Source organism: Paracoccus benzoatiresistens, assembly GCF_026913015.1.
GTDB classification, from domain to species: Bacteria; Pseudomonadota; Alphaproteobacteria; order Rhodobacterales; family Rhodobacteraceae; genus Paracoccus; species Paracoccus benzoatiresistens.
On sequence record NZ_JAPTYD010000001.1, the window covers coordinates 268,067 to 285,478 of the forward strand.

At 68.4% G+C, this 17,412-nt stretch carries 18 protein-coding genes; all 18 read left to right on the forward strand.

Features of this window, described 5'->3' with window-relative positions; all coding sequences use genetic code 11:
- Positions 1 to 3 precede the first annotated feature (3 nt).
- Positions 4 to 993, forward strand: coding sequence for an AraD1 family protein (gene araD1 / locus OU682_RS01345; RefSeq protein WP_268940255.1), 990 nt, complete (start codon positions 4 to 6; stop codon positions 991 to 993).
- A 7-nt stretch (positions 994 to 1,000) separates the two neighbouring features.
- Entirely contained in the window at positions 1,001 to 2,743 is a 1,743-nt protein-coding gene (gene araD / locus OU682_RS01350; protein WP_268940256.1) for an L-arabinonate dehydratase, read from the forward strand.
- Positions 2,743 to 3,654: a Gfo/Idh/MocA family protein gene (locus OU682_RS01355; protein ID WP_268940257.1), complete on the forward strand. Its 912-nt coding sequence runs from the start codon at positions 2,743 to 2,745 to the stop codon at positions 3,652 to 3,654. The genes araD and OU682_RS01355 overlap by 1 nt, the downstream gene beginning before the upstream one ends.
- A 10-nt stretch (positions 3,655 to 3,664) precedes the next feature.
- The gene (locus tag OU682_RS01360) at positions 3,665 to 5,179 is read left to right on the forward strand and encodes an aldehyde dehydrogenase (NADP(+)) (RefSeq protein WP_268940258.1); all 1,515 of its coding nucleotides are present in this window, start codon (positions 3,665 to 3,667) and stop codon (positions 5,177 to 5,179) included.
- Positions 5,180 to 5,236: 57 nt separating this feature from the next.
- Positions 5,237 to 6,196, forward strand: a complete 960-nt coding sequence (gene ytfQ, locus OU682_RS01365; RefSeq protein WP_268940259.1) for a galactofuranose ABC transporter, galactofuranose-binding protein YtfQ — start codon at positions 5,237 to 5,239, stop codon at positions 6,194 to 6,196.
- 58 nt (positions 6,197 to 6,254) lie between these two features.
- Entirely contained in the window at positions 6,255 to 7,748 is a 1,494-nt protein-coding gene (locus OU682_RS01370) for a sugar ABC transporter ATP-binding protein (RefSeq protein ID WP_268940260.1), read from the forward strand.
- Positions 7,748 to 8,761, forward strand: a complete 1,014-nt coding sequence (locus OU682_RS01375) for an ABC transporter permease (protein WP_268940387.1) — start codon at positions 7,748 to 7,750, stop codon at positions 8,759 to 8,761. The genes OU682_RS01370 and OU682_RS01375 overlap by 1 nt, the downstream gene beginning before the upstream one ends.
- Positions 8,758 to 9,729: a galactofuranose ABC transporter, permease protein YjfF gene (yjfF, locus tag OU682_RS01380; RefSeq protein WP_268940261.1), complete on the forward strand. Its 972-nt coding sequence runs from the start codon at positions 8,758 to 8,760 to the stop codon at positions 9,727 to 9,729. The genes OU682_RS01375 and yjfF overlap by 4 nt, the downstream gene beginning before the upstream one ends.
- Positions 9,729 to 10,571: an SMP-30/gluconolactonase/LRE family protein gene (locus tag OU682_RS01385; protein WP_268940262.1), complete on the forward strand. Its 843-nt coding sequence runs from the start codon at positions 9,729 to 9,731 to the stop codon at positions 10,569 to 10,571. The genes yjfF and OU682_RS01385 overlap by 1 nt, the downstream gene beginning before the upstream one ends.
- On the forward strand, positions 10,568 to 11,539 hold the full coding sequence (locus OU682_RS01390; RefSeq protein ID WP_268940263.1) for an aldose epimerase family protein: 972 nt from the start codon (positions 10,568 to 10,570) through the stop codon (positions 11,537 to 11,539). The genes OU682_RS01385 and OU682_RS01390 overlap by 4 nt, the downstream gene beginning before the upstream one ends.
- Positions 11,536 to 12,414 (forward strand): 2-dehydro-3-deoxygalactonokinase, encoded by an 879-nt coding sequence (locus OU682_RS01395; RefSeq protein WP_268940264.1) that lies wholly within the window; start codon positions 11,536 to 11,538, stop codon positions 12,412 to 12,414. The genes OU682_RS01390 and OU682_RS01395 overlap by 4 nt, the downstream gene beginning before the upstream one ends.
- A complete protein-coding gene (locus OU682_RS01400; RefSeq protein ID WP_268940265.1) occupies positions 12,411 to 13,040 on the forward strand; it encodes a 2-dehydro-3-deoxy-6-phosphogalactonate aldolase in 630 nt (209 codons plus the stop codon). The genes OU682_RS01395 and OU682_RS01400 overlap by 4 nt, the downstream gene beginning before the upstream one ends.
- A 144-nt stretch (positions 13,041 to 13,184) precedes the next feature.
- A complete protein-coding gene (locus tag OU682_RS01405; protein WP_268940266.1) occupies positions 13,185 to 13,685 on the forward strand; it encodes a hypothetical protein in 501 nt (166 codons plus the stop codon).
- Positions 13,686 to 13,822: 137 nt separating this feature from the next.
- Complete coding sequence (locus tag OU682_RS01410; protein ID WP_268940267.1) at positions 13,823 to 14,437, forward strand: ribonuclease D; 615 nt, start codon at positions 13,823 to 13,825, stop codon at positions 14,435 to 14,437.
- A 92-nt stretch (positions 14,438 to 14,529) separates the two neighbouring features.
- Positions 14,530 to 15,489 carry a KpsF/GutQ family sugar-phosphate isomerase gene (locus OU682_RS01415; protein WP_371832186.1) on the forward strand — a complete coding sequence of 320 codons (960 nt, stop codon included), beginning with the start codon at positions 14,530 to 14,532 and terminating at the stop codon, positions 15,487 to 15,489.
- A gap of 20 nt (positions 15,490 to 15,509) precedes the next feature.
- A complete protein-coding gene (locus OU682_RS01420) occupies positions 15,510 to 16,079 on the forward strand; it encodes a hypothetical protein (protein ID WP_268940269.1) in 570 nt (189 codons plus the stop codon).
- 19 nt (positions 16,080 to 16,098) lie between these two features.
- Entirely contained in the window at positions 16,099 to 16,575 is a 477-nt protein-coding gene (gene lptA / locus OU682_RS01425) for a lipopolysaccharide transport periplasmic protein LptA (RefSeq protein ID WP_268940270.1), read from the forward strand.
- Positions 16,575 to 17,324 carry an LPS export ABC transporter ATP-binding protein gene (lptB, locus tag OU682_RS01430; RefSeq protein ID WP_268940271.1) on the forward strand — a complete coding sequence of 250 codons (750 nt, stop codon included), beginning with the start codon at positions 16,575 to 16,577 and terminating at the stop codon, positions 17,322 to 17,324. The genes lptA and lptB overlap by 1 nt, the downstream gene beginning before the upstream one ends.
- Positions 17,325 to 17,412: the final 88 nt, after the last annotated feature.

Sequence of the window (17,412 nt, forward strand, 5' to 3'; positions counted from 1 at the left end):
GCCATGTTTCTGTCGCAACTGAAAAGCCCCGGCGGCGACCGGGTTGTCGCCGCACGGGTCGATGACAAGGCCTGGATCGTGCCCGGTGCGGGGTCCACCCGCGATCTGGCGCTGGCGGCCATCGCTGCCGGACATGGGCTGGAGGCCGAGGTCACGGCGCGCGGGCAGGGCGAACCCGTCGATCTGGCCGCCGCCCTGGCCGAGGGCCGGGTGCTGCTGCCGCTGGATCACGACGACCCGGCGCATCTGCATCTGACCGGCACCGGCCTGACCCATCTGGGCAGCGCGGCCACGCGCAATTCTATGCACGCCAAGGCGGACGCCGAGGCGCTGACCGACAGCATGAAGATGTTCCGCATGGGCCTGGAAGGCGGCAAGCCCCAGGGCCATGCTGTCGGCGTGCAGCCCGAATGGTTCTACAAGGGCAACGGCGTCAATGCGGTCGCCCCCGGCGCGGCGCTGGTTTCGCCCGGCTTCGCGCTGGACGCGGGCGAGGAGCCCGAGGTCGCGGGCCTTTACCTGATCGGTCCGGACGGCACGCCCTTCCGCCTGGGCTTTGCCCTGGCCAACGAGTTTTCCGATCACGTGACCGAGCGCGGCAACTATCTGTGGCTTGCCCATTCCAAGCTGCGGCCGGCGAGCTATGGCCCCGAGATGCTGGTGGGCAACCTGCCCGATCATGTCGAGGGCACCAGCCGCATCCTGCGCAATGGCCGGGTGATCTGGGAAAAGCCCTTCCTGTCGGGCGAATCCAACATGTCGCATTCGCTGGCGAACCTGGAACACCACCACTTCAAATACGCGCTGTTCCGCCAGCCGGGCGATGTGCATGTGCATTTCTTCGGCACCGCCACCCTGTCCTTTGCCGACGGCATCAAGGCGCGTGGCGGCGATGTCTTCCAGATCGAATCGCCTGCCTTCGGGCTTCCGCTCTCGAACCCGCTGGACCAGCAGCAAAACGGCGAAGCCCCTGTCGCCGTTGCCACTCTCTGAGGCTATCATGACGTTCAAACCCGCCCCTTGGCCGCGCCAGCTTCGTTCCCAGCACTGGTATGGCGGCACCTCGCGCGACACGATCTATCATCGCGGCTGGATGAAGAACCAGGGCTGGCCCCACGACCTGTTCGACGGCCGCCCGGTGATCGGCATCCTGAACACCTGGGCCGACCTGACGCCCTGCAACGGCCATCTGCGCGAATTGGCCGAAAAGGTGAAGGCGGGCGTCTGGGAGGCGGGCGGTTTCCCCGTCGAGGTGCCGGTCTTTTCCGCATCGGAAAACACCTTCCGCCCGACCGCGATGATGTTCCGCAACCTCGCGGCACTTGCGGTCGAGGAAACCATCCGCGGCCAGCCGATGGACGGCGCGGTGCTGCTGGTCGGCTGCGACAAGACCACGCCGTCCCTGCTGATGGGGGCCGCGTCCTGCGACATCCCGTCCATCGTCGTGACCGGCGGGCCGATGCTGAACGGCTATTTCCGGGGCGAGCGTGTCGGGTCCGGCACGCATTTGTGGAAGTTCTCGGAAGCCGTGAAGGCCGGCGAGATGACGCAGGAGGAATTCCTGGAGGCCGAGGCCAGCATGTCCCGGTCCTCGGGCACCTGCAACACCATGGGCACGGCCTCAACCATGGCATCGATGGCCGAGGCGCTTGGCATGGCGCTGTCGGGTAATGCCGCGATCCCGGCTGTCGACAGCCGCCGCCGGGTGATGGCGCAACTGTCGGGCCGCCGGATCGTGCAGATGGTCAAGGACGACCTGAAGCCAAGCGACATCATGACACGGGCTGCGTTTGAGAACGCCATCCGCACCAATGGCGCCATCGGCGGGTCCACCAACGCCGTCATCCACCTGCTGGCCATCGCGGGCCGGGTGGGCGTCGATGTCACGCTGGATGACTGGGACCGCTGCGGCCGCGACGTGGCGACCATCGTGAACCTGATGCCGTCGGGGCAATACCTGATGGAGGAGTTCTTCTATGCAGGCGGCCTGCCCGTGGTGCTGAAACGCCTGGGCGAGGCCGGGTTGCTGCACAAGGACGCGCTGACCGTCAGCGGCAGCACGATCTGGGGCGAGGTCAAGGATGTCGTCAACTGGAACGAGGACGTGATCCTGCCCGCCGACCGCCCGCTGATGGCCCAGGGCGGCATCGCGGTGCTGCGCGGCAACCTTGCCCCCAAGGGGGCAGTGCTGAAGCCCTCGGCCGCCAGCCCGCACCTGCTGGTTCATCGCGGCCGCGCGGTCGTGTTCGACGATATCGATGACTACAAGGCGCGCATCAACGACGAGGCGCTGGATATCGACGAGACCTGCGTGATGGTGATGAAGAACTGCGGCCCCAAGGGCTATCCCGGCATGGCCGAGGTGGGCAACATGGGCCTGCCGCCCAAGGTCCTGCGCAAGGGCATCACCGACATGGTGCGGATTTCCGACGCGCGCATGTCGGGCACCGCCTATGGCACGGTGGTCCTGCATACCAGCCCCGAAGCGGCGGCAGGCGGGCCGCTGGCCGTGGTCCGCGACGGCGACATGATCGAACTGGACGTGCCGAACCGCCGCCTGCACCTGGACATCCCCGAGGCGGAACTGGCCCTGCGCCTGGCCGAATGGCGCCCCACGCACGAGGTTCCGGCCAGTGGCTATGCCTGGCTGCACCAGGCGCATGTGGAAGGGGCGGATACCGGCGCCGACCTGGACTTCCTGAAGGGCTGCCGGGGCAATGCCGTCGGAAGGGACAGCCATTGATGAAGATCGCGTTAGCCGGCATCGGGAAGATCGCGCTTGACCAGCATGTGCCTGCGCTGGAAGCCAGCCCGGACTGGGAACTGGCCGCGACCGTCAGCCGCCACGGCGCGGTGGAAGGCGTCGAGCCCTTCACCGACATCAACGCCATGCTGGACGCGCGGCCCGATATTGGCACGGTCAGCCTTTGCCTGCCGCCGGTGCCGCGTTACGCCGCCGCCGAAGCCGTGCTGCGCGCGGGCCGGCACCTGATGCTGGAAAAGCCCCCCGGTGCGACCCTGGCCGAAGTTCATGCGCTGGCGGACCTGGCGGAACGGCAGGGCGTCACGATCTATGCCACCTGGCATTCGCGCATGGCGATGGCGGTGGGTGCCGCGCGCGACTGGCTGGCCGGCAAGACCATCCATGAAGGCCGCATCACCTGGCGCGAGGACGTGCGCAAATGGCATCCCGGCCAGGACTGGATCTTCGAGGCCGGCGGCATGGGCGTCTTCGATCCGGGCATCAATGCCCTGTCGATTCTGACCGAACTCCTGCCAGAACCCTTGCGCCTTCTGTCCGCGGACCTGGATTTTCCGGCGAACCGCCAGGCGCCGATTGCCGCGCGGCTGCAGTTCAGCCAGCGGATCAGCGCCGATTTCGACTTCCGCCAGGAAGGCCCGCAGACCTGGGACATGGAATTCCAGACCGACGCCGGCCCGATGGCGCTGCGCATGGGCGGCAACCGGCTGGAAATCGACGGCCGCCACGTCCAGGGCGCCGACGACATCATGGGCGAATACCCGGCGCTCTATGCCCGCATGGCCGAGCTTGTCCGCGGCGGGCAATCGGAAACGGACCTTGCGCCCATGGTGCTTGTGGCCGATGCCTTCACCCTCGGGCGGCGCAACACCGTCGCGGACTTCCAATTCTGAGGACAAAGCAATGACCTTCACCCCCCATGGCAAACATCTGATCGCAGGCGAATGGCTGGCAGGCGAAGGGACGTTCCGATCCGCCCCCGCCCATGGCACGCCGCATGAGTTCAGCGCCGGGACCGTGGATCTGGTCAACCGCGCCTGCGAAGCCGCCGAGGACGCCTTTGCGGCCTATGCCGCCACCAGCCGCGAGGACCGCGCCCGCTTCCTGGAGGCCATCGCCGACCAGATCGAGGCGCGGGCCGAGGCGATCACTACCATCGGCACGGCGGAAACCGGCCTGCCCGAGGCGCGGCTGCAGGGCGAGCGCGGCCGCACCACCGGCCAGTTGCGGCTGTTCGCCGACCATATCCGCAAGGGCGATTACCTGGACCGCCGCGTTGATGTCGCGCTGCCCGACCGCCAGCCCCTGCCGCGCCCCAACCTGCGGCTGATGCAGCGGCCCATCGGCCCGGTCGCGGTCTTCGGCGCGTCGAACTTCCCCCTCGCCTTCTCGACCGCCGGGGGTGACACGGCCTCGGCGCTGGCGGCGGGTTGCCCGGTCGTCGTCAAGGGCCACCCCGCCCATCCCGGCACCGGAGAGATCGTGGCCGAGGCGATCCATGCCGCGATCCGGGACACCGGAATGCCCGCGGGCGTCTTCGGCTTCATCCATGGCGACAGCCATGCGGTCGGCGCGGCCTTGGTCCAGCATCCGCTGATCAAGGCGGTGGGCTTCACGGGCAGCCTGCGCGGGGGGCGGGCGCTGTTCGACCTTTGCGCCGCGCGGCCCGAGCCGATCCCCTTCTTTGGCGAGCTTGGCAGCATCAACCCCGGCTTCGTCCTGCCGCAGGCGCTTGCGGCGCGCGGAGCCAGGATCGCCGAAGGCTGGGCGGGCAGCCTGACCATGGGGGCGGGCCAGTTCTGCACCAATCCGGGCCTGGTCGTGATGCCCAAGGGGGTCCTTGCCGATGCCTTTGCCAAGACCGCGGGCGACATGCTGGCCAAGGTCGCGCCGCAGGTCATGCTGACCGACGGCATCGCCGAGGCCTATCGCGCGGGCGCCACCCGCGCGGCGGGCATCGCCACCCCGATCTTCGAGGGCGTCAGCGAGGGCCGCAATGCGCTTCCCTCGGTCTACAAGACCACGGCCGATGAGTTCCTGCGCGACCACAGCCTGGCTGAGGAGGTGTTCGGCCCGCTGGGCCTGATCGTCACCGTCTCGAGCGAGGATCAGATGCTGGACGTGGCCGAGGCGATGGAGGGCCAGTTGACCGCCACGCTGCATCTGGACGACGGCGACATGGAACTGGCGCGGCGCTTGATGCCGGTGCTGGAACAGAAGGCGGGCCGGATCCTGGCCAACGGCTGGCCCACCGGCGTCGAGGTGGCCGACGCCATGGTCCATGGCGGCCCTTATCCGGCATCCACGAATTTCGGCGCGACCAGCGTGGGAACCATGGCGATCCGCCGCTTCCTGCGCCCGGTCAGCTACCAGAACATTCCCGAGGCGCTGTTGCCCGAGGATTTGCGGGGCTTCTGAAGCCCCGCAGCAAACTGCCGGTGGAGGACCGGCGCGTTTTTCACGAGGGAGGACACCATGACCATCAAGACCCTGCTCGGCACTGCCGCGCTTCTGGCCGTCACTGCCGGAGGCGCGCTTGCCGAGGGCGAGACCGTCGGCTTTTCGCAGATCGGATCCGAGTCCGGCTGGCGCGCGGCGGAAACCACGCTGACCAAGCAGCAGGCCGAGGAACGCGGCATCCAGCTGCAATTCTCGGACGCGCAGCAGAAGCAGGAGAACCAGATCGCCGCGATCCGATCCTTCGTCGCCCAGGGCGTGGACGCCATCCTGCTGGCCCCGGTCGTGGCAACCGGCTGGGATTCGGTGCTGCAGGAAGCGAAAGAGGCCGAGATCCCGGTCGTCCTGCTGGACCGGCAGGTGGACAGCAGCGAAGACCTGTACCTGACCGCCGTGGGGTCGAACCTGGTCCATGAGGGCGAGGTCGCGGGCGAATGGCTGGCCAAGGAGGTCGGCGACAAGGAATGCCGCATCGTCGAATTGCAGGGCACGACCGGATCGAGCCCCGCCATCGACCGCAAGACCGGCTTCGAGAACGCCATCAAGGATCACCCGAACCTGACCATTGTGCGCAGCCAGACCGGCGATTTCACCCGCGCCCTGGGCAAGGAAGTGATGGAAAGCTTCCTCCAGGCGGAAAACGGCGGCAAGGACATCTGCGCGCTTTACGCCCATAACGACGACATGGCCGTGGGCGCCATCCAGGCCATCAAGGAGGCCGGGCTGAAGCCTGGCAGCGACATCCTGGTCGTCTCCATCGACGCCGTGCCGGACATCTTCAAGGCCATGGCGGACGGAGAGGCGAATGCCACGGTGGAACTGACGCCCAACATGGCCGGACCCGCCTTCGATGCGCTGGCGGCATACTGGAAGGACGGCACGATGCCGCCGAAGTTCATCCAGACGGAATCCAAGCTTTACACGCAGGCCGACGATCCGGCGGGCGAATACGAGCGCCGCAAGGGCTTGGGCTATTGATCGCCCTTGCCGGGCCGCCGCCGCGCGGCCCGGCATCCATGACCAAGGGGAAGGCGTCATGCTGCTGTCCATCCGGTCGCTGACCAAGACATTTCCGGGCACGCGCGCGCTGGACAGCGTCGATTTCGACCTGCGTGCCGGCGAAGTCCATGCGCTTCTGGGCGAAAACGGCGCGGGCAAGTCCACGCTGATCAAGTGCCTGACCGGCGCCTATCGCCGCGACGGCGGCACCATGACCCTTGATGGCGCCCCTATCGACCCCCATTCCACGGTCGAGGCGCAGGACCTTGGCATCGGCACGGTCTATCAGGAGGTGAACCTGCTGCCGAACCTGACCGTCGCGCAGAACCTGATGTTCGGGCGCGAACCGCGCCGGTGGGGCCTGATCCAGACCCGCGCCATGCGCGCGCAGGCCCGCGCGACACTGGCCGAATACGGGCTGGATCTGGACGTGGACCGCGACCTTTGCACCTGTTCCGTGGCCATCCAGCAGATCATCGCGATCGCCCGCGCGGTCGCCCTGTCGGGCAAGGTGCTGATCCTGGACGAGCCGACCGCATCGCTGGACGCGGCCGAGGTGCGCATGGTCTTCGACGTGGTGCGGGGCCTGCGGGAACGCGGCCTCGGCATCGTCTTCGTGTCGCATTTCCTGGACCAGGTCTTCGATCTGACTGACCGGGTGACGGTGCTGAGGAACGGCCGCAAGATCGTGACCACCGAGACCGCCAGCCTGGACCGCGTCCGCCTGATCGAGCACATGCTGGGCCGCGAGCTGGAGGCCGCCACCAGCCACCAGCCGGTGGCCCGGGGATCGCGCCCGCCGATGCTGGAGTTTCGGGGCATGGGCCGGCGCGGCACCGTCGAGCCTTTCGACCTGGCCGTGGGACAGGGAGAGGTCGTGGGCCTCGCCGGCCTGTTGGGGTCGGGCCGCACCGAAAGCGCGGAACTGCTGTTCGGCCTGCGCAATGCCCATTCCGGCGAGGCGCGCGACCGGAAGGGTCCGCTGGACCTGCGCAGCCCCCGCGCGGCCATCGCGGCAGGCTTCGGCTTCGTCCCCGAGGAGCGCAAGACCGACGGCATCATCGCCGACCTGTCGATCCGCGAGAACATCATCCTGGGCCTGCAGGCCAAGGCCGGCTGGGCGCGGCCCATTCCGCGCGCGGAACAGAACCGGCTGGCCGACGACTATATCGGGCGGCTGGACATCCGCACCTCGGGCCGGGAAAAGCGCATCGGCGAGCTGTCCGGCGGCAACCAGCAGAAGGTGGTGCTGGCCCGCTGGCTGGCGATGAACCCGCGCTTCCTGATCCTGGACGAACCCACGCGCGGCATCGACGTGGGCGCGCATGCCGAGATCGTCCGGCTGATCCACCAGTTGACCGAAACGGGCATGTCGCTGCTGGTCATCAGTTCCGAAATCGACGAACTGATCGCCGTGTCCGACCGGGTGATCGTGCTGCGCGACCGCCGCCATGTCGCGGAACTGACGGGCGAGGAGATCGCGCCCCACCGCATCATGCAGGCCATCGCCGCCACCGGAAGCGCCGCGTGATGGAGATGCTCAAGCGCCTTGCCCCCCAGCTGATCGCCCTGGCCGCCCTGGTCGCCGTGGTGACGGCCCTGTATCCGGCCTTTCTCGACGTCCAGATGAACGACGGGCGGCTGGTCGGGCCGGTCATCGACGTGCTGAAGCGCGCGGCGCCCGTGGCCCTGCTGGCGGTCGGCATGACGCTGGTCATCGCCACGCGCGGCATCGACCTGTCGGTCGGCACGATCATGGCGATCTGTGGCGCGGTCGCGGCATCCACTGTCGCCGCCGGCTGGGGGCTGCCCGCCGCGCTGGTCCTTGCGCTTGGCGCGGGCGCCCTGGCGGGGCTGTGGAACGGCACGCTGGTCGCCATTGTCGGCATCCAGCCCTTTGTCGCCACGCTGATCCTGATGACCATGGGCCGGGGCGTCGCGCAACTGATCACCGAGGGGCGGATCCTGACCTTCACCGATCCCGGCTTCGGCTGGATCGGTTCGGGGGTGGTGCTGGGCCTGCCGGTGCCCACCTGGATCTGGATCGCCACCGCCATCGCCACGGCGCTTCTGATGCGCCGCACCGCGCTTGGCCTTCTGGTCGAGGCCATCGGCATCAACCGCCGCGCCAGCGCGCTGGCCGGCGTCAACGCCACCGTGCTGCTGATCGCGGTCTATGTGGCATCCGGATTGTGCGCCGCTCTGGCCGGGCTGATCGTCACCGCCGACATTCGCGGGGCGGACGCCAACAACGCCGGGCTGTGGCTGGAGCTGGACGCGATCCTGGCCGTGGTGATCGGGGGCAATTCGCTGCTGGGCGGGCGTTTCTCCATCGCCGCATCGGTGATCGGGGCGCTGATCATTACCACCATCAGCATCGGCATCCGCCTGATCGGCTTTCCGTCGGAATACAACCTGATCATCAAGGCCGGGCTGGTGCTGGTGATCCTGGTCCTGCAATCGCCGCGCATCAGCGCCGAATGGCGGCTGTGGCGCGACAGCCACCGCGCAAGCCGCGAAGCCACGCAGCGGAGGCAGGCATGAACACCCGCGCGCTGCCCCTTTACGTCACCATCGGGATCTTCCTGCTGGCCTATCTGGTCTTCTGGCTGCAATTCCCGAACATCCTGTCCACGCGCGTCGTCGGCAACCTGCTGACCGACAACGCCTATCTGGGCATTGTCGCGGTCGGCATGACGCTGGTGATCCTGTCGGGCGGCATCGACCTGTCGGTGGGGTCGGTCATCGCCTTTTCCGGCGTCTTCATCGCGATCCTGTTGCGCGACACCTCGCTGCATCCGCTGCTGGTCTTCGCCATGCTGCTGGCACTGACCACCGCCTTCGGCGCGGGCATGGGCTTTCTGATAGACCGGCTGGCGATGCCCGCCTTCATCGTCACGCTGGCGGGCATGTTCCTGGCACGGGGCGCGGCCTATATCCTGTCGATCGATTCCGTCCCGATCCAGCACCCCTTCTACGACACCTTGCAGAAGGCCTATTGGCTGATGCCCGGCAAGGGGCGGCTGACGCTGATCGGCGTGCTGATGGTCCTGACCTTCGTTGGGGGCATGATCATCGCCCACAAGACCCGCTTCGGCGCATCCGTCTATGCCCTTGGCGGGGGCGAGGCGACGGCCCGGCTGATGGGCGCCCGGCAGGGGCGCACGACGGTGCTGGTTTATGGCTTTTCCGGCGCCATGGCCGGTTTGGCGGGGATCGTGTTCTCGATCTACACCGGGTCTGGCTATTCGCTGGCGACCGTCGGCACGGAACTGACCGCCATCGCCGCCGTGGTGATCGGCGGCACGCTGCTGACCGGGGGCGCAGGCTACATGTTCGGCACCTTCGTGGGCGTGCTGACCATGGGGCTGATCCAGACCTACATCGTCTTTGACGGCAGCCTGTCCTCCTGGTGGACCAAGATCGTCATCGGGATCCTTTTGCTGGTTTTCATCCTTCTGCAAAAAGGGTTGCTGAAATTGTCGCAGATGCGACTTGCAAGAGAGGCATGATGATCCACGACAACCGCCAATGCCAACTGGGCGAGGGCGCCTTCTGGCACCCCGAGCGCCAGCAGTTCTTCTGGTTCGACATCCTGGGACAGCGGCTTCTGTCGCAGGACGGGGATGGCCGGCCGCTGGAATGGGGTTTCGACCGCATCGTCTCGGCCGCGGGCTGGATCGACCGCGACCGGCTGCTGGTCGCGACCGAGACGGGGCTGGCGATCCTGTCGCTGGTTGATGGCTCGCTGTCCGAAGTGGCAAGGGTCGAGGCCGACAACCCCGCCACGCGATCCAACGACGGCCGCGCGGACCGGCAGGGCGGCTTCTGGTTCGGCACCATGGGCAGACAGGGCGAGCCCGGCCTGGGCGCGCTTTATCGCTTTTATCGTGGAGAGATCCGCAAGCTGGTGGACCCCATCAGCATCCCCAACTCAATCTGTTTTTCGCCGGATGGGCGGGTGGTGCATTATTCGGACACGGACCGCAGCATCGTCTGGCGGCAGGGGCTGGACGGCGACGGCTGGCCAGTGGGCGAGCGGCAGGTTTATCTGGATCTGTCCGGGCAGGACTGGTCGCCCGATGGGGCGGTGATCGACGCGGAGGGCGGGTTCTGCTGCGCTATCTGGGGACAGGGGGCGGTGATGCGCTTTGATGCGGACGGCAACCGGACCCACGATTGGATGGTCGGCGGCCGGCATTCCTCCTGCCCTGCCTTTGGCGGGCCTGGCCTGTCGGATCTGCTGGTGACGACCGCGCTGGACGGGATCGAGGATCCCGATGACGCCCAAGGCAAGACCTACCGGCTGGAAACCGGCCTGACCGGCCTGCCCGAACCCCGGGTGATCCTGTGAGGGACTGGACCCTGCCGGACGGGCGGCGCGTGGACCGGCTGACGCTGCAAGGGGGCGGGCTGACGGCCCAGGTCCTGACGCTGGGCGCGACCGTGCAGGACCTGCGGATGGAAGGGGTGGATCATCCGCTGGTCCTCGGCTGTCCCGATCCGGCGGATTACGGGGGCGACGGGCTCTACATGGGCGCCATCGTGGGGCGGTTCGCCAACCGCATCGGGGGGGCGCGGTTCACCCTGGACGGACGGGAATACCGCACCGACCCGAACTTTCGCGGCCGTCACACGCTGCATGGCGGATCGCGCGGGACGAACTGGCATCTCTGGCAGGTAGAGGAGGCCCGCGAGAACAGCGCCACCCTGACGCTGGTGCTTCCGGATGGCGAGATGGGCTTTCCCGGCGCCATGACCATCCGCGCCGACATTGCCCTGCGCGATGGTGCCCTGGTCTTTGACATCCAGGCCGAAACCGACGCGCCGACGCCCTGCAATCTGGCGCATCACGGTTACTTCAACCTTGATGGCGGGGGGGATGTGCGCGGCCACCGCCTGCGGATCGCCGCCGACCGATACCTGCCGGTCGATGACGACCTGATCCCGCTGCCGGGCACCGCGCCGGTGACTGGCACGCGCTTCGATTTCCGGCAGGCGCGCGCGATCGCGCCGGGGGAATACGACCACAACTTCTGCCTGTCGGACGGCCCCGTCGCCCCGCGCGTGGTGGCCGAACTGACCGGCCGGTCCGGCATCCGCATGGAAATCGAAACAGACCAACCGGGATTGCAGGTCTATGACGGCGTGCATTTCGACGGGTTGGCGGGGCTGGATGGCCGCCGCTATGACCGCTTTGCCGGGGTGGCGCTGGAAACGCAGGGCTGGCCCGACGCGCCGAACCGGCCCGATTTCCCGGATGCGATCCTGCGCCCCGGCCAGACCTATCGCCACCACGCCGCCTACAGGTTTTCCCGATGACGGCGCTGATCGGCATTGACTGGGGCACGACCTCGTTCCGGGCCTGGCGCATGGGGCAGGGCGGCGAGGTTCTGGAAACCGTCAGCGATGGCCCCGGCATCCTGGCCGCTGGTGCCTTGGCGGGCGGGTTCCGGCAGGCGTTGACCGATACCATCGGCGGCTACCTTGGCACCGCCCCGGTCATCGCCTCGGGCATGATCACCAGCCGCAATGGCTGGGTCGAGACGCCCTACCTGCCCCTGCCGCTGGACGCAGCCGCCCTGGCCGGCAGCCTGACCCTGCACGAGGGCGTGCATTTCGTCACTGGCGCGGTCAGCGACCCCGACGGCCCTGCCCCCGACGTGATGCGCGGCGAGGAAACCGAGATCATCGGCCATCTGGCGGGCGGGGGCACAGGCGGGTTGTTCGTCCTGCCCGGCACCCACAGCAAATGGGCAAGGGCCCAAGGCGGCAAACTGGTGGCCTTCCGCACCGTGATGACGGGCGAGGTCTTCGGGGCGCTGCGGGACCACACCATCCTGGGCCGCCTGATGCAGCCGGGGCCGGGCAGCGAGGACGCCTTCCGCCGGGGTGTCGAGTCCGGACGGCAGGGGGGCGCGCTGCTGGGGCGCATCTTCTCGGCCCGGACGCTGGCCCTGATGGACCGGCTGGCCCCCGACCAGATCGCGGACTACCTCTCGGGCCTGCTGATCGGGGACGAGGTCGCGCAAGGCGCGCGCAACGCGGGCGGTTCCGTCACGATCATCGGGCGCGGCGATCTGGCCGCGCGCTATCAGTCGGCCTTCGAGGTGCTGGGCATGGCCGCGCAGATCGCGCCACCGGGCATGGCGCAGCGGGGGCTTTGGGAAATCGCCCGGATGAGGGGACTTGCATGACCGACTTCGACACCGCCTTTTCCGCCAATCCGCTGATTGCGATCCTGCGCGGCTTGCGCCCTGAGGAGGCTGCAGACACCGCCAAGGCCCTGACCGGCGCGGGCTTCACGATCATCGAGGTGCCGCTGAATTCGCCCGAGCCGCTGGACAGCATCGCCCGGATGGTCGCCGCAGCCCCCGACGCCATCATCGGCGCGGGCACCGTCCTGACCCCGGATCAGGTCGGCGCGGTGGCGGATGCCGGGGGCCGGATCATCATCGCCCCGAACTTCGACCCCCGCGTCGCCGCCGAGGCGCGGCGCCGGGGCCTTTCCTATTGCCCCGGCGTGGGCACCGTCACCGAGGCCTTTGCCGCCCTAGAGGCAGGCGCGAGCGCCCTGAAGCTGTTCCCGGCCGAGATGATCCCCCCGGCTGCCGTGAAGGCGATGCGCGCGGTGCTGCCCCGCGAAACCCGGCTGCTGCCGGTGGGCGGGATCAGCCCCGACACGATGGAGCCCTATCTGCGCGCGGGGGCCGACGGCTTCGGGCTGGGATCGGCGCTTTACAGGCCGGGCCAGGAGGCGGCGACGACCGGCCAGCAGGCGCGCGGCTTCATGGCGGCCTGGCGGGGGCTGGTGGACCGTTAACCGCAACCTGCGCCAGGCCCGGGGACGGCTTTCCCGGGACTTTGGCTGAAGGCCGCCCCGGCAAGGGAACATTGCGCAAAGTGCGCGCGTTTTAGGCAATGCGTCCCAGGGGAGGGCGCACCCTATGTTCCGGGAGGATCACAGATGAAGCCCATTTGCACAGGGGCCATTGCGGCCGCGTTGCTGGCCCTGACGACCGTTTCCGCACAGGCCGACTGCGCCGCCGAACTGGCGCGCATGACCGAAGGCGGCGCCGCTGCGGGCGGAGGGATTTCCAAGGACGGATCCCTGGCGCCGCTGGAAGGGGGCGACAGCGCCTCGGGCACTGACGCCTCCGGGGCAGGCGCCTCGGGCACGGACATGGCCGCAAGCGGGACCGCTGCGGCGGAAGGCGGCGAGGGCATCGCCAAGGACGGGTCTCACACGCCGATGGAAAGCGCGGGCGGCCAGCAGCCTGGCGTCGCCATGTCGGGTGCCGATGCCCAGGCCCAGCAGGAAGGCCAGCCAACCGCGGCAGAGCAGGCGACCGGGGCCGCCGCGGGTCATTCCGCCCGCGACGCGCATATGAAGGCCGCGCGCGACGCGCTTGCCGCAGGGGACGAGGACGCCTGCATGAAGGCGCTGCAAGCCGCGGAATCATCCTGACACCGCGCCCTTGGCCGGGGGCCTGCGTCCCCGGCCGTCTTGCCGGTTCTGCGCCGTTCAGGCGAATAAGACTGGAATGCCGCGCCGCTTTCTGGTGAGAGGGACGCCATTACAGCCTTGCCCGGACGGACGACGCGATGAGCATACATCTTTACCCCAACGACCTGCCCGACGACCTGGTCCTTGGCCCGGTCGTGGCCATTGACACCGAGACGATGGGCCTTGACCCGCGCCGGGACCGGCTGTGCCTGGTGCAGCTTTCCAGCGGCGATGGCGATGCGCATCTGGTCCAGATCGCGCGCGGCCAGACCGAGGCGCCGAACCTGTCGCGGTTGCTGACCGACCCCAAGGTGCTGAAGCTGTTCCATTTCGGCCGCTTCGACATCGCCGCGCTGGAAAACGCCTTTGGCGTGGTGACCGCGCCGGTCTGGTGCACCAAGATCGCCTCGAAGCTGGTCAGGACCTATACCGACCGGCACGGGCTGAAATACCTGCTGAACGAGTTGGTCGGCGTCGATGTCAGCAAGCAGCAGCAGACCAGCGACTGGGGCGCGGCGGACCTGACGGACGCGCAACTGGAATATGCCGCATCCGACGTGCTGCACCTGCACAAGCTCAAGGAAGCGCTGGAGGACCGGCTGCGGCGCGAAAACCGCATGGGGCTGGCGCAGGCCTGCTTCGACTTCCTGCCCGCCCGCGCCCATCTGGATCTGCTGGGCTGGGGGGATGAAAACGACATCTTCCGGCACTAGATGGGCAGGGCCGGGGCCGTCTGCCCCGTTGCCCGCCGGTCCCCGGACCGGCGGCGGCACGATCGACGGCCCCGGGGGATATTCGCACCAAGATGAAGGCAGGCGGTTTGACGGATTATCTTGAGACGGCGCGGCGCGTGATCCTGACCGAGGCGCAGGGGCTTGCCGTGCTGGCCGAGGGGCTGAACGGCGATTTCGGCAGGGCGGTCGATCTGATCCTGCAGGCCCGGGGCCGGGTGATCGTGTCGGGCATGGGCAAGTCGGGCCATGTCGGGCGCAAGATCGCGGCTACGCTCGCCTCGACCGGGACGCCCGCGCAGTTCGTCCATCCTGCCGAGGCAAGCCATGGCGACCTGGGCATGGTGACGCGGGCCGACGTGGCGCTGGTGCTCTCCAACAGCGGCGAGACGCCCGAACTGGCCGACCTGATCGCCCATACAAGGCGCTTCGGGATTCCGCTGGTGGGCGTCGCCTCTCGGCCCGACTCCACGCTGCTGCGGCAGGCGGATGTCGCGCTGGTCCTGCCCGCCGCGCCCGAGGCTTGCGGCAACGGCATCGTGCCCACGACATCCACCACCATGACGCTGGCGCTTGGCGATGCGCTGGCCGTCGCGCTGATGGAACACCGGCAGTTCACGCCCGAACATTTCCGCACCTTCCACCCCGGCGGCAAGCTGGGCGCGCGGCTGGCGAAGGTGGGCGATCTGATGCACCGCGACATGCCCCTGGTATCCGAGGACACGCCGATGACCGACGCGCTGCTGGTGATCAGCCAGAAGGGTTACGGCGTCACCGGCGTCATTGACGCCTTGGGACATCTGACGGGCATCATCACCGACGGCGATTTGCGGCGGCACATGGACGGGCTTCTGGACCGCCGCGCGTCCGAGGTGATGACGCCCGGCCCGCGCGTGATTGCGCCCGAGGCCCTGGCCGAGTCGGCGCTGGCGCAGATGCAGGACCGCAAGATCACCTGCCTGTTCGCCGTGGCGGACGGGATGCCGCAGGGTATCCTGCATATCCACGACTGCCTTCGCGCCGGGATTGCCTGACCGATGAAGCGGACCCGCCCATGAACCGCACTCGCGTTGTTCGCTGGCTGCGCGTGCTGCTGCCGCTTCTGGCCCTGATGATGCTGTCCACGCTGTTCCTGTTCTCACGCGGGGGCGACACCGAATCGCGGATCCCCTATGCCGATGTGGATGCCGAGGCGATGGCCCGGGACCCGCGCATCGTGGCGCCCGAATATGCGGGCGTCACCGACGACGGCGCCCGGCTGACCCTGCGGGCGACCGAGGCCGCCCCGGATGAGGACAGCGGCCGCGCGCAGGATCTGCGGCTGGACTGGCAGCGCCCCGACGGCTTGCGCGCGGATGTGACCGCGCCGCAGGGCGGGCTTGCGGGGGGCGCGATCTGGCTGGATGGCGGGGTGCGGATGACGACCTCGACCGGATGGACGCTGGATGCCCAAAGCGTCGAGGCCGCGACCGACCGGTCCCGCATCGCGGCCCATGAGGGCGTGGAGGCCGAGGCGCCCTTCGGCACGCTTTCGGCGCGGCGGATGGAGCTTGCGCCCGGCAAGGGCGAGGGTGCTTCGATCTTGAATTTCTCGGGCGATGTCCGTCTGATATACCAGCCCTGACCCACCAGAGGACAACACGATGCTGCGCCCCTTGCTGACAGCCCTGATACTTGCCGCCCCGCCGGCTGTCGCGCAGACCACGACCTTCGGGGGGATGCGCGCGGATGTATCCGCCCCCGTCGAGGTCGCGGCGGACAACCTGTCCGTCAACCAGGCCGATGGCAGCGCGGTCTTTACCGGCAACGTGGTGATCGGCCAGGGCGAGATGCGCCTGTCCGCCGACACGGTGACGGTGATCTATGCCGAGGGCGGGCAGAGCCGCATCAAGTCGCTGGATGCCAAGGGCAACGTGACGCTGGTCTCGGGTCCCGACGCGGCCGAGGCGCGGGCGGCCACCTATGACGTCGAATCCGGCAATGTCACGCTGACCGGCGACGTGGTGCTGACCCAGGGGCAGAACGTGCTGACCGGCGACAAGATGCTGGTGAACCTGGAATCGGGCACCGCGCAGGTCGAGGGCCGGGTCCGGTCCGTCCTGCAGCCGGGCAACAACTGATGCGGGGTGCGGCGGCGCGGACAGGCGACGGGCTGAAGGTCCGGGGCTTGCGCAAATCCTATCGCAACCGTCCGGTGATCCGGGACGTCTCGGTCGATCTGGCGCGCGGAGAGGTCGTGGCGCTGCTGGGTCCGAACGGGTCGGGCAAGACCACCTGCTTCTACTGCATCGCGGGCCTTGTGCCGCCCGATGCGGGGCAGGTGCTGATCGACGGCCAGGACGCCACCTGCTTGCCGATGTTCCGCCGCGCCCGGATGGGCATCGGCTATCTGCCGCAGGAAATGTCGATCTTTCGCGGCCTGACCGTCGAACAGAACATCATGGCGGTCCTTGAGGTCGTCCACGAGGACCCCCGCCACCGTCGCGACCGGTTGGAGGAGCTTCTGGGCGACTTTTCCATCGGCCATCTGCGCGGCGCGCCCGCCCTGGCCTTGTCTGGGGGCGAGCGCCGCCGGACCGAGATCGCGCGCTGCCTGGCCTCGGACCCCAGCTTCCTGCTTCTGGACGAACCCTTTGCGGGTGTCGATCCGATCGCGGTGGGCGAGATCCGCGGGCTGGTCCATGACCTGAAGTCGCGCGGCATCGGCGTGCTGATCACCGACCACAACGTGCGCGAAACCCTGGGCATCGTGGACCGCGCCTATATCCTGCACGACGGCCATGTCCTGATGTCGGGCAGCACCGCCGAGATCGTCGCCGATCCCAAGGTCCGGGAAGTCTATCTGGGCGAAGGCTTCCGCCTGACCTGACGCGGGCCGCCCACCCGGAAATCACCTCACGCGAACGTGTGCACCGGTTGACAGAACTGAAGGGCTGTCACCAAATTGATTTTTGTGT

Excerpts from the sequence above, each read along its gene's own strand:
- OU682_RS01420 (WP_268940269.1), top strand. The coding sequence starts at position 15,510 with ATGAACCGCACTCGCGTTGTTCGCTGGCTGCGCGTGCTGCTGCCGCTT.
- araD1 (WP_268940255.1), top strand. The coding sequence starts at position 4 with ATGTTTCTGTCGCAACTGAAAAGCCCCGGCGGCGACCGGGTTGTCGCC.
- OU682_RS01405 (WP_268940266.1), top strand. The coding sequence starts at position 13,185 with ATGAAGCCCATTTGCACAGGGGCCATTGCGGCCGCGTTGCTGGCCCTG.
- OU682_RS01375 (WP_268940387.1), top strand. The coding sequence starts at position 7,748 with ATGGAGATGCTCAAGCGCCTTGCCCCCCAGCTGATCGCCCTGGCCGCC.
- ytfQ (WP_268940259.1), top strand. The coding sequence starts at position 5,237 with ATGACCATCAAGACCCTGCTCGGCACTGCCGCGCTTCTGGCCGTCACT.
- OU682_RS01410 (WP_268940267.1), top strand. The coding sequence starts at position 13,823 with ATGAGCATACATCTTTACCCCAACGACCTGCCCGACGACCTGGTCCTT.
- lptB (WP_268940271.1), top strand. The coding sequence starts at position 16,575 with ATGCGGGGTGCGGCGGCGCGGACAGGCGACGGGCTGAAGGTCCGGGGC.
- OU682_RS01395 (WP_268940264.1), top strand. The coding sequence starts at position 11,536 with ATGACGGCGCTGATCGGCATTGACTGGGGCACGACCTCGTTCCGGGCC.
- yjfF (WP_268940261.1), top strand. The coding sequence starts at position 8,758 with ATGAACACCCGCGCGCTGCCCCTTTACGTCACCATCGGGATCTTCCTG.
- lptA (WP_268940270.1), top strand. The coding sequence starts at position 16,099 with ATGCTGCGCCCCTTGCTGACAGCCCTGATACTTGCCGCCCCGCCGGCT.
- araD (WP_268940256.1), top strand. The coding sequence starts at position 1,001 with ATGACGTTCAAACCCGCCCCTTGGCCGCGCCAGCTTCGTTCCCAGCAC.
- OU682_RS01400 (WP_268940265.1), top strand. The coding sequence starts at position 12,411 with ATGACCGACTTCGACACCGCCTTTTCCGCCAATCCGCTGATTGCGATC.
- OU682_RS01355 (WP_268940257.1), top strand. The coding sequence starts at position 2,743 with ATGAAGATCGCGTTAGCCGGCATCGGGAAGATCGCGCTTGACCAGCAT.
- OU682_RS01415 (WP_371832186.1), top strand. The coding sequence starts at position 14,530 with ATGAAGGCAGGCGGTTTGACGGATTATCTTGAGACGGCGCGGCGCGTG.
- OU682_RS01370 (WP_268940260.1), top strand. The coding sequence starts at position 6,255 with ATGCTGCTGTCCATCCGGTCGCTGACCAAGACATTTCCGGGCACGCGC.
- OU682_RS01360 (WP_268940258.1), top strand. The coding sequence starts at position 3,665 with ATGACCTTCACCCCCCATGGCAAACATCTGATCGCAGGCGAATGGCTG.
- OU682_RS01385 (WP_268940262.1), top strand. The coding sequence starts at position 9,729 with ATGATCCACGACAACCGCCAATGCCAACTGGGCGAGGGCGCCTTCTGG.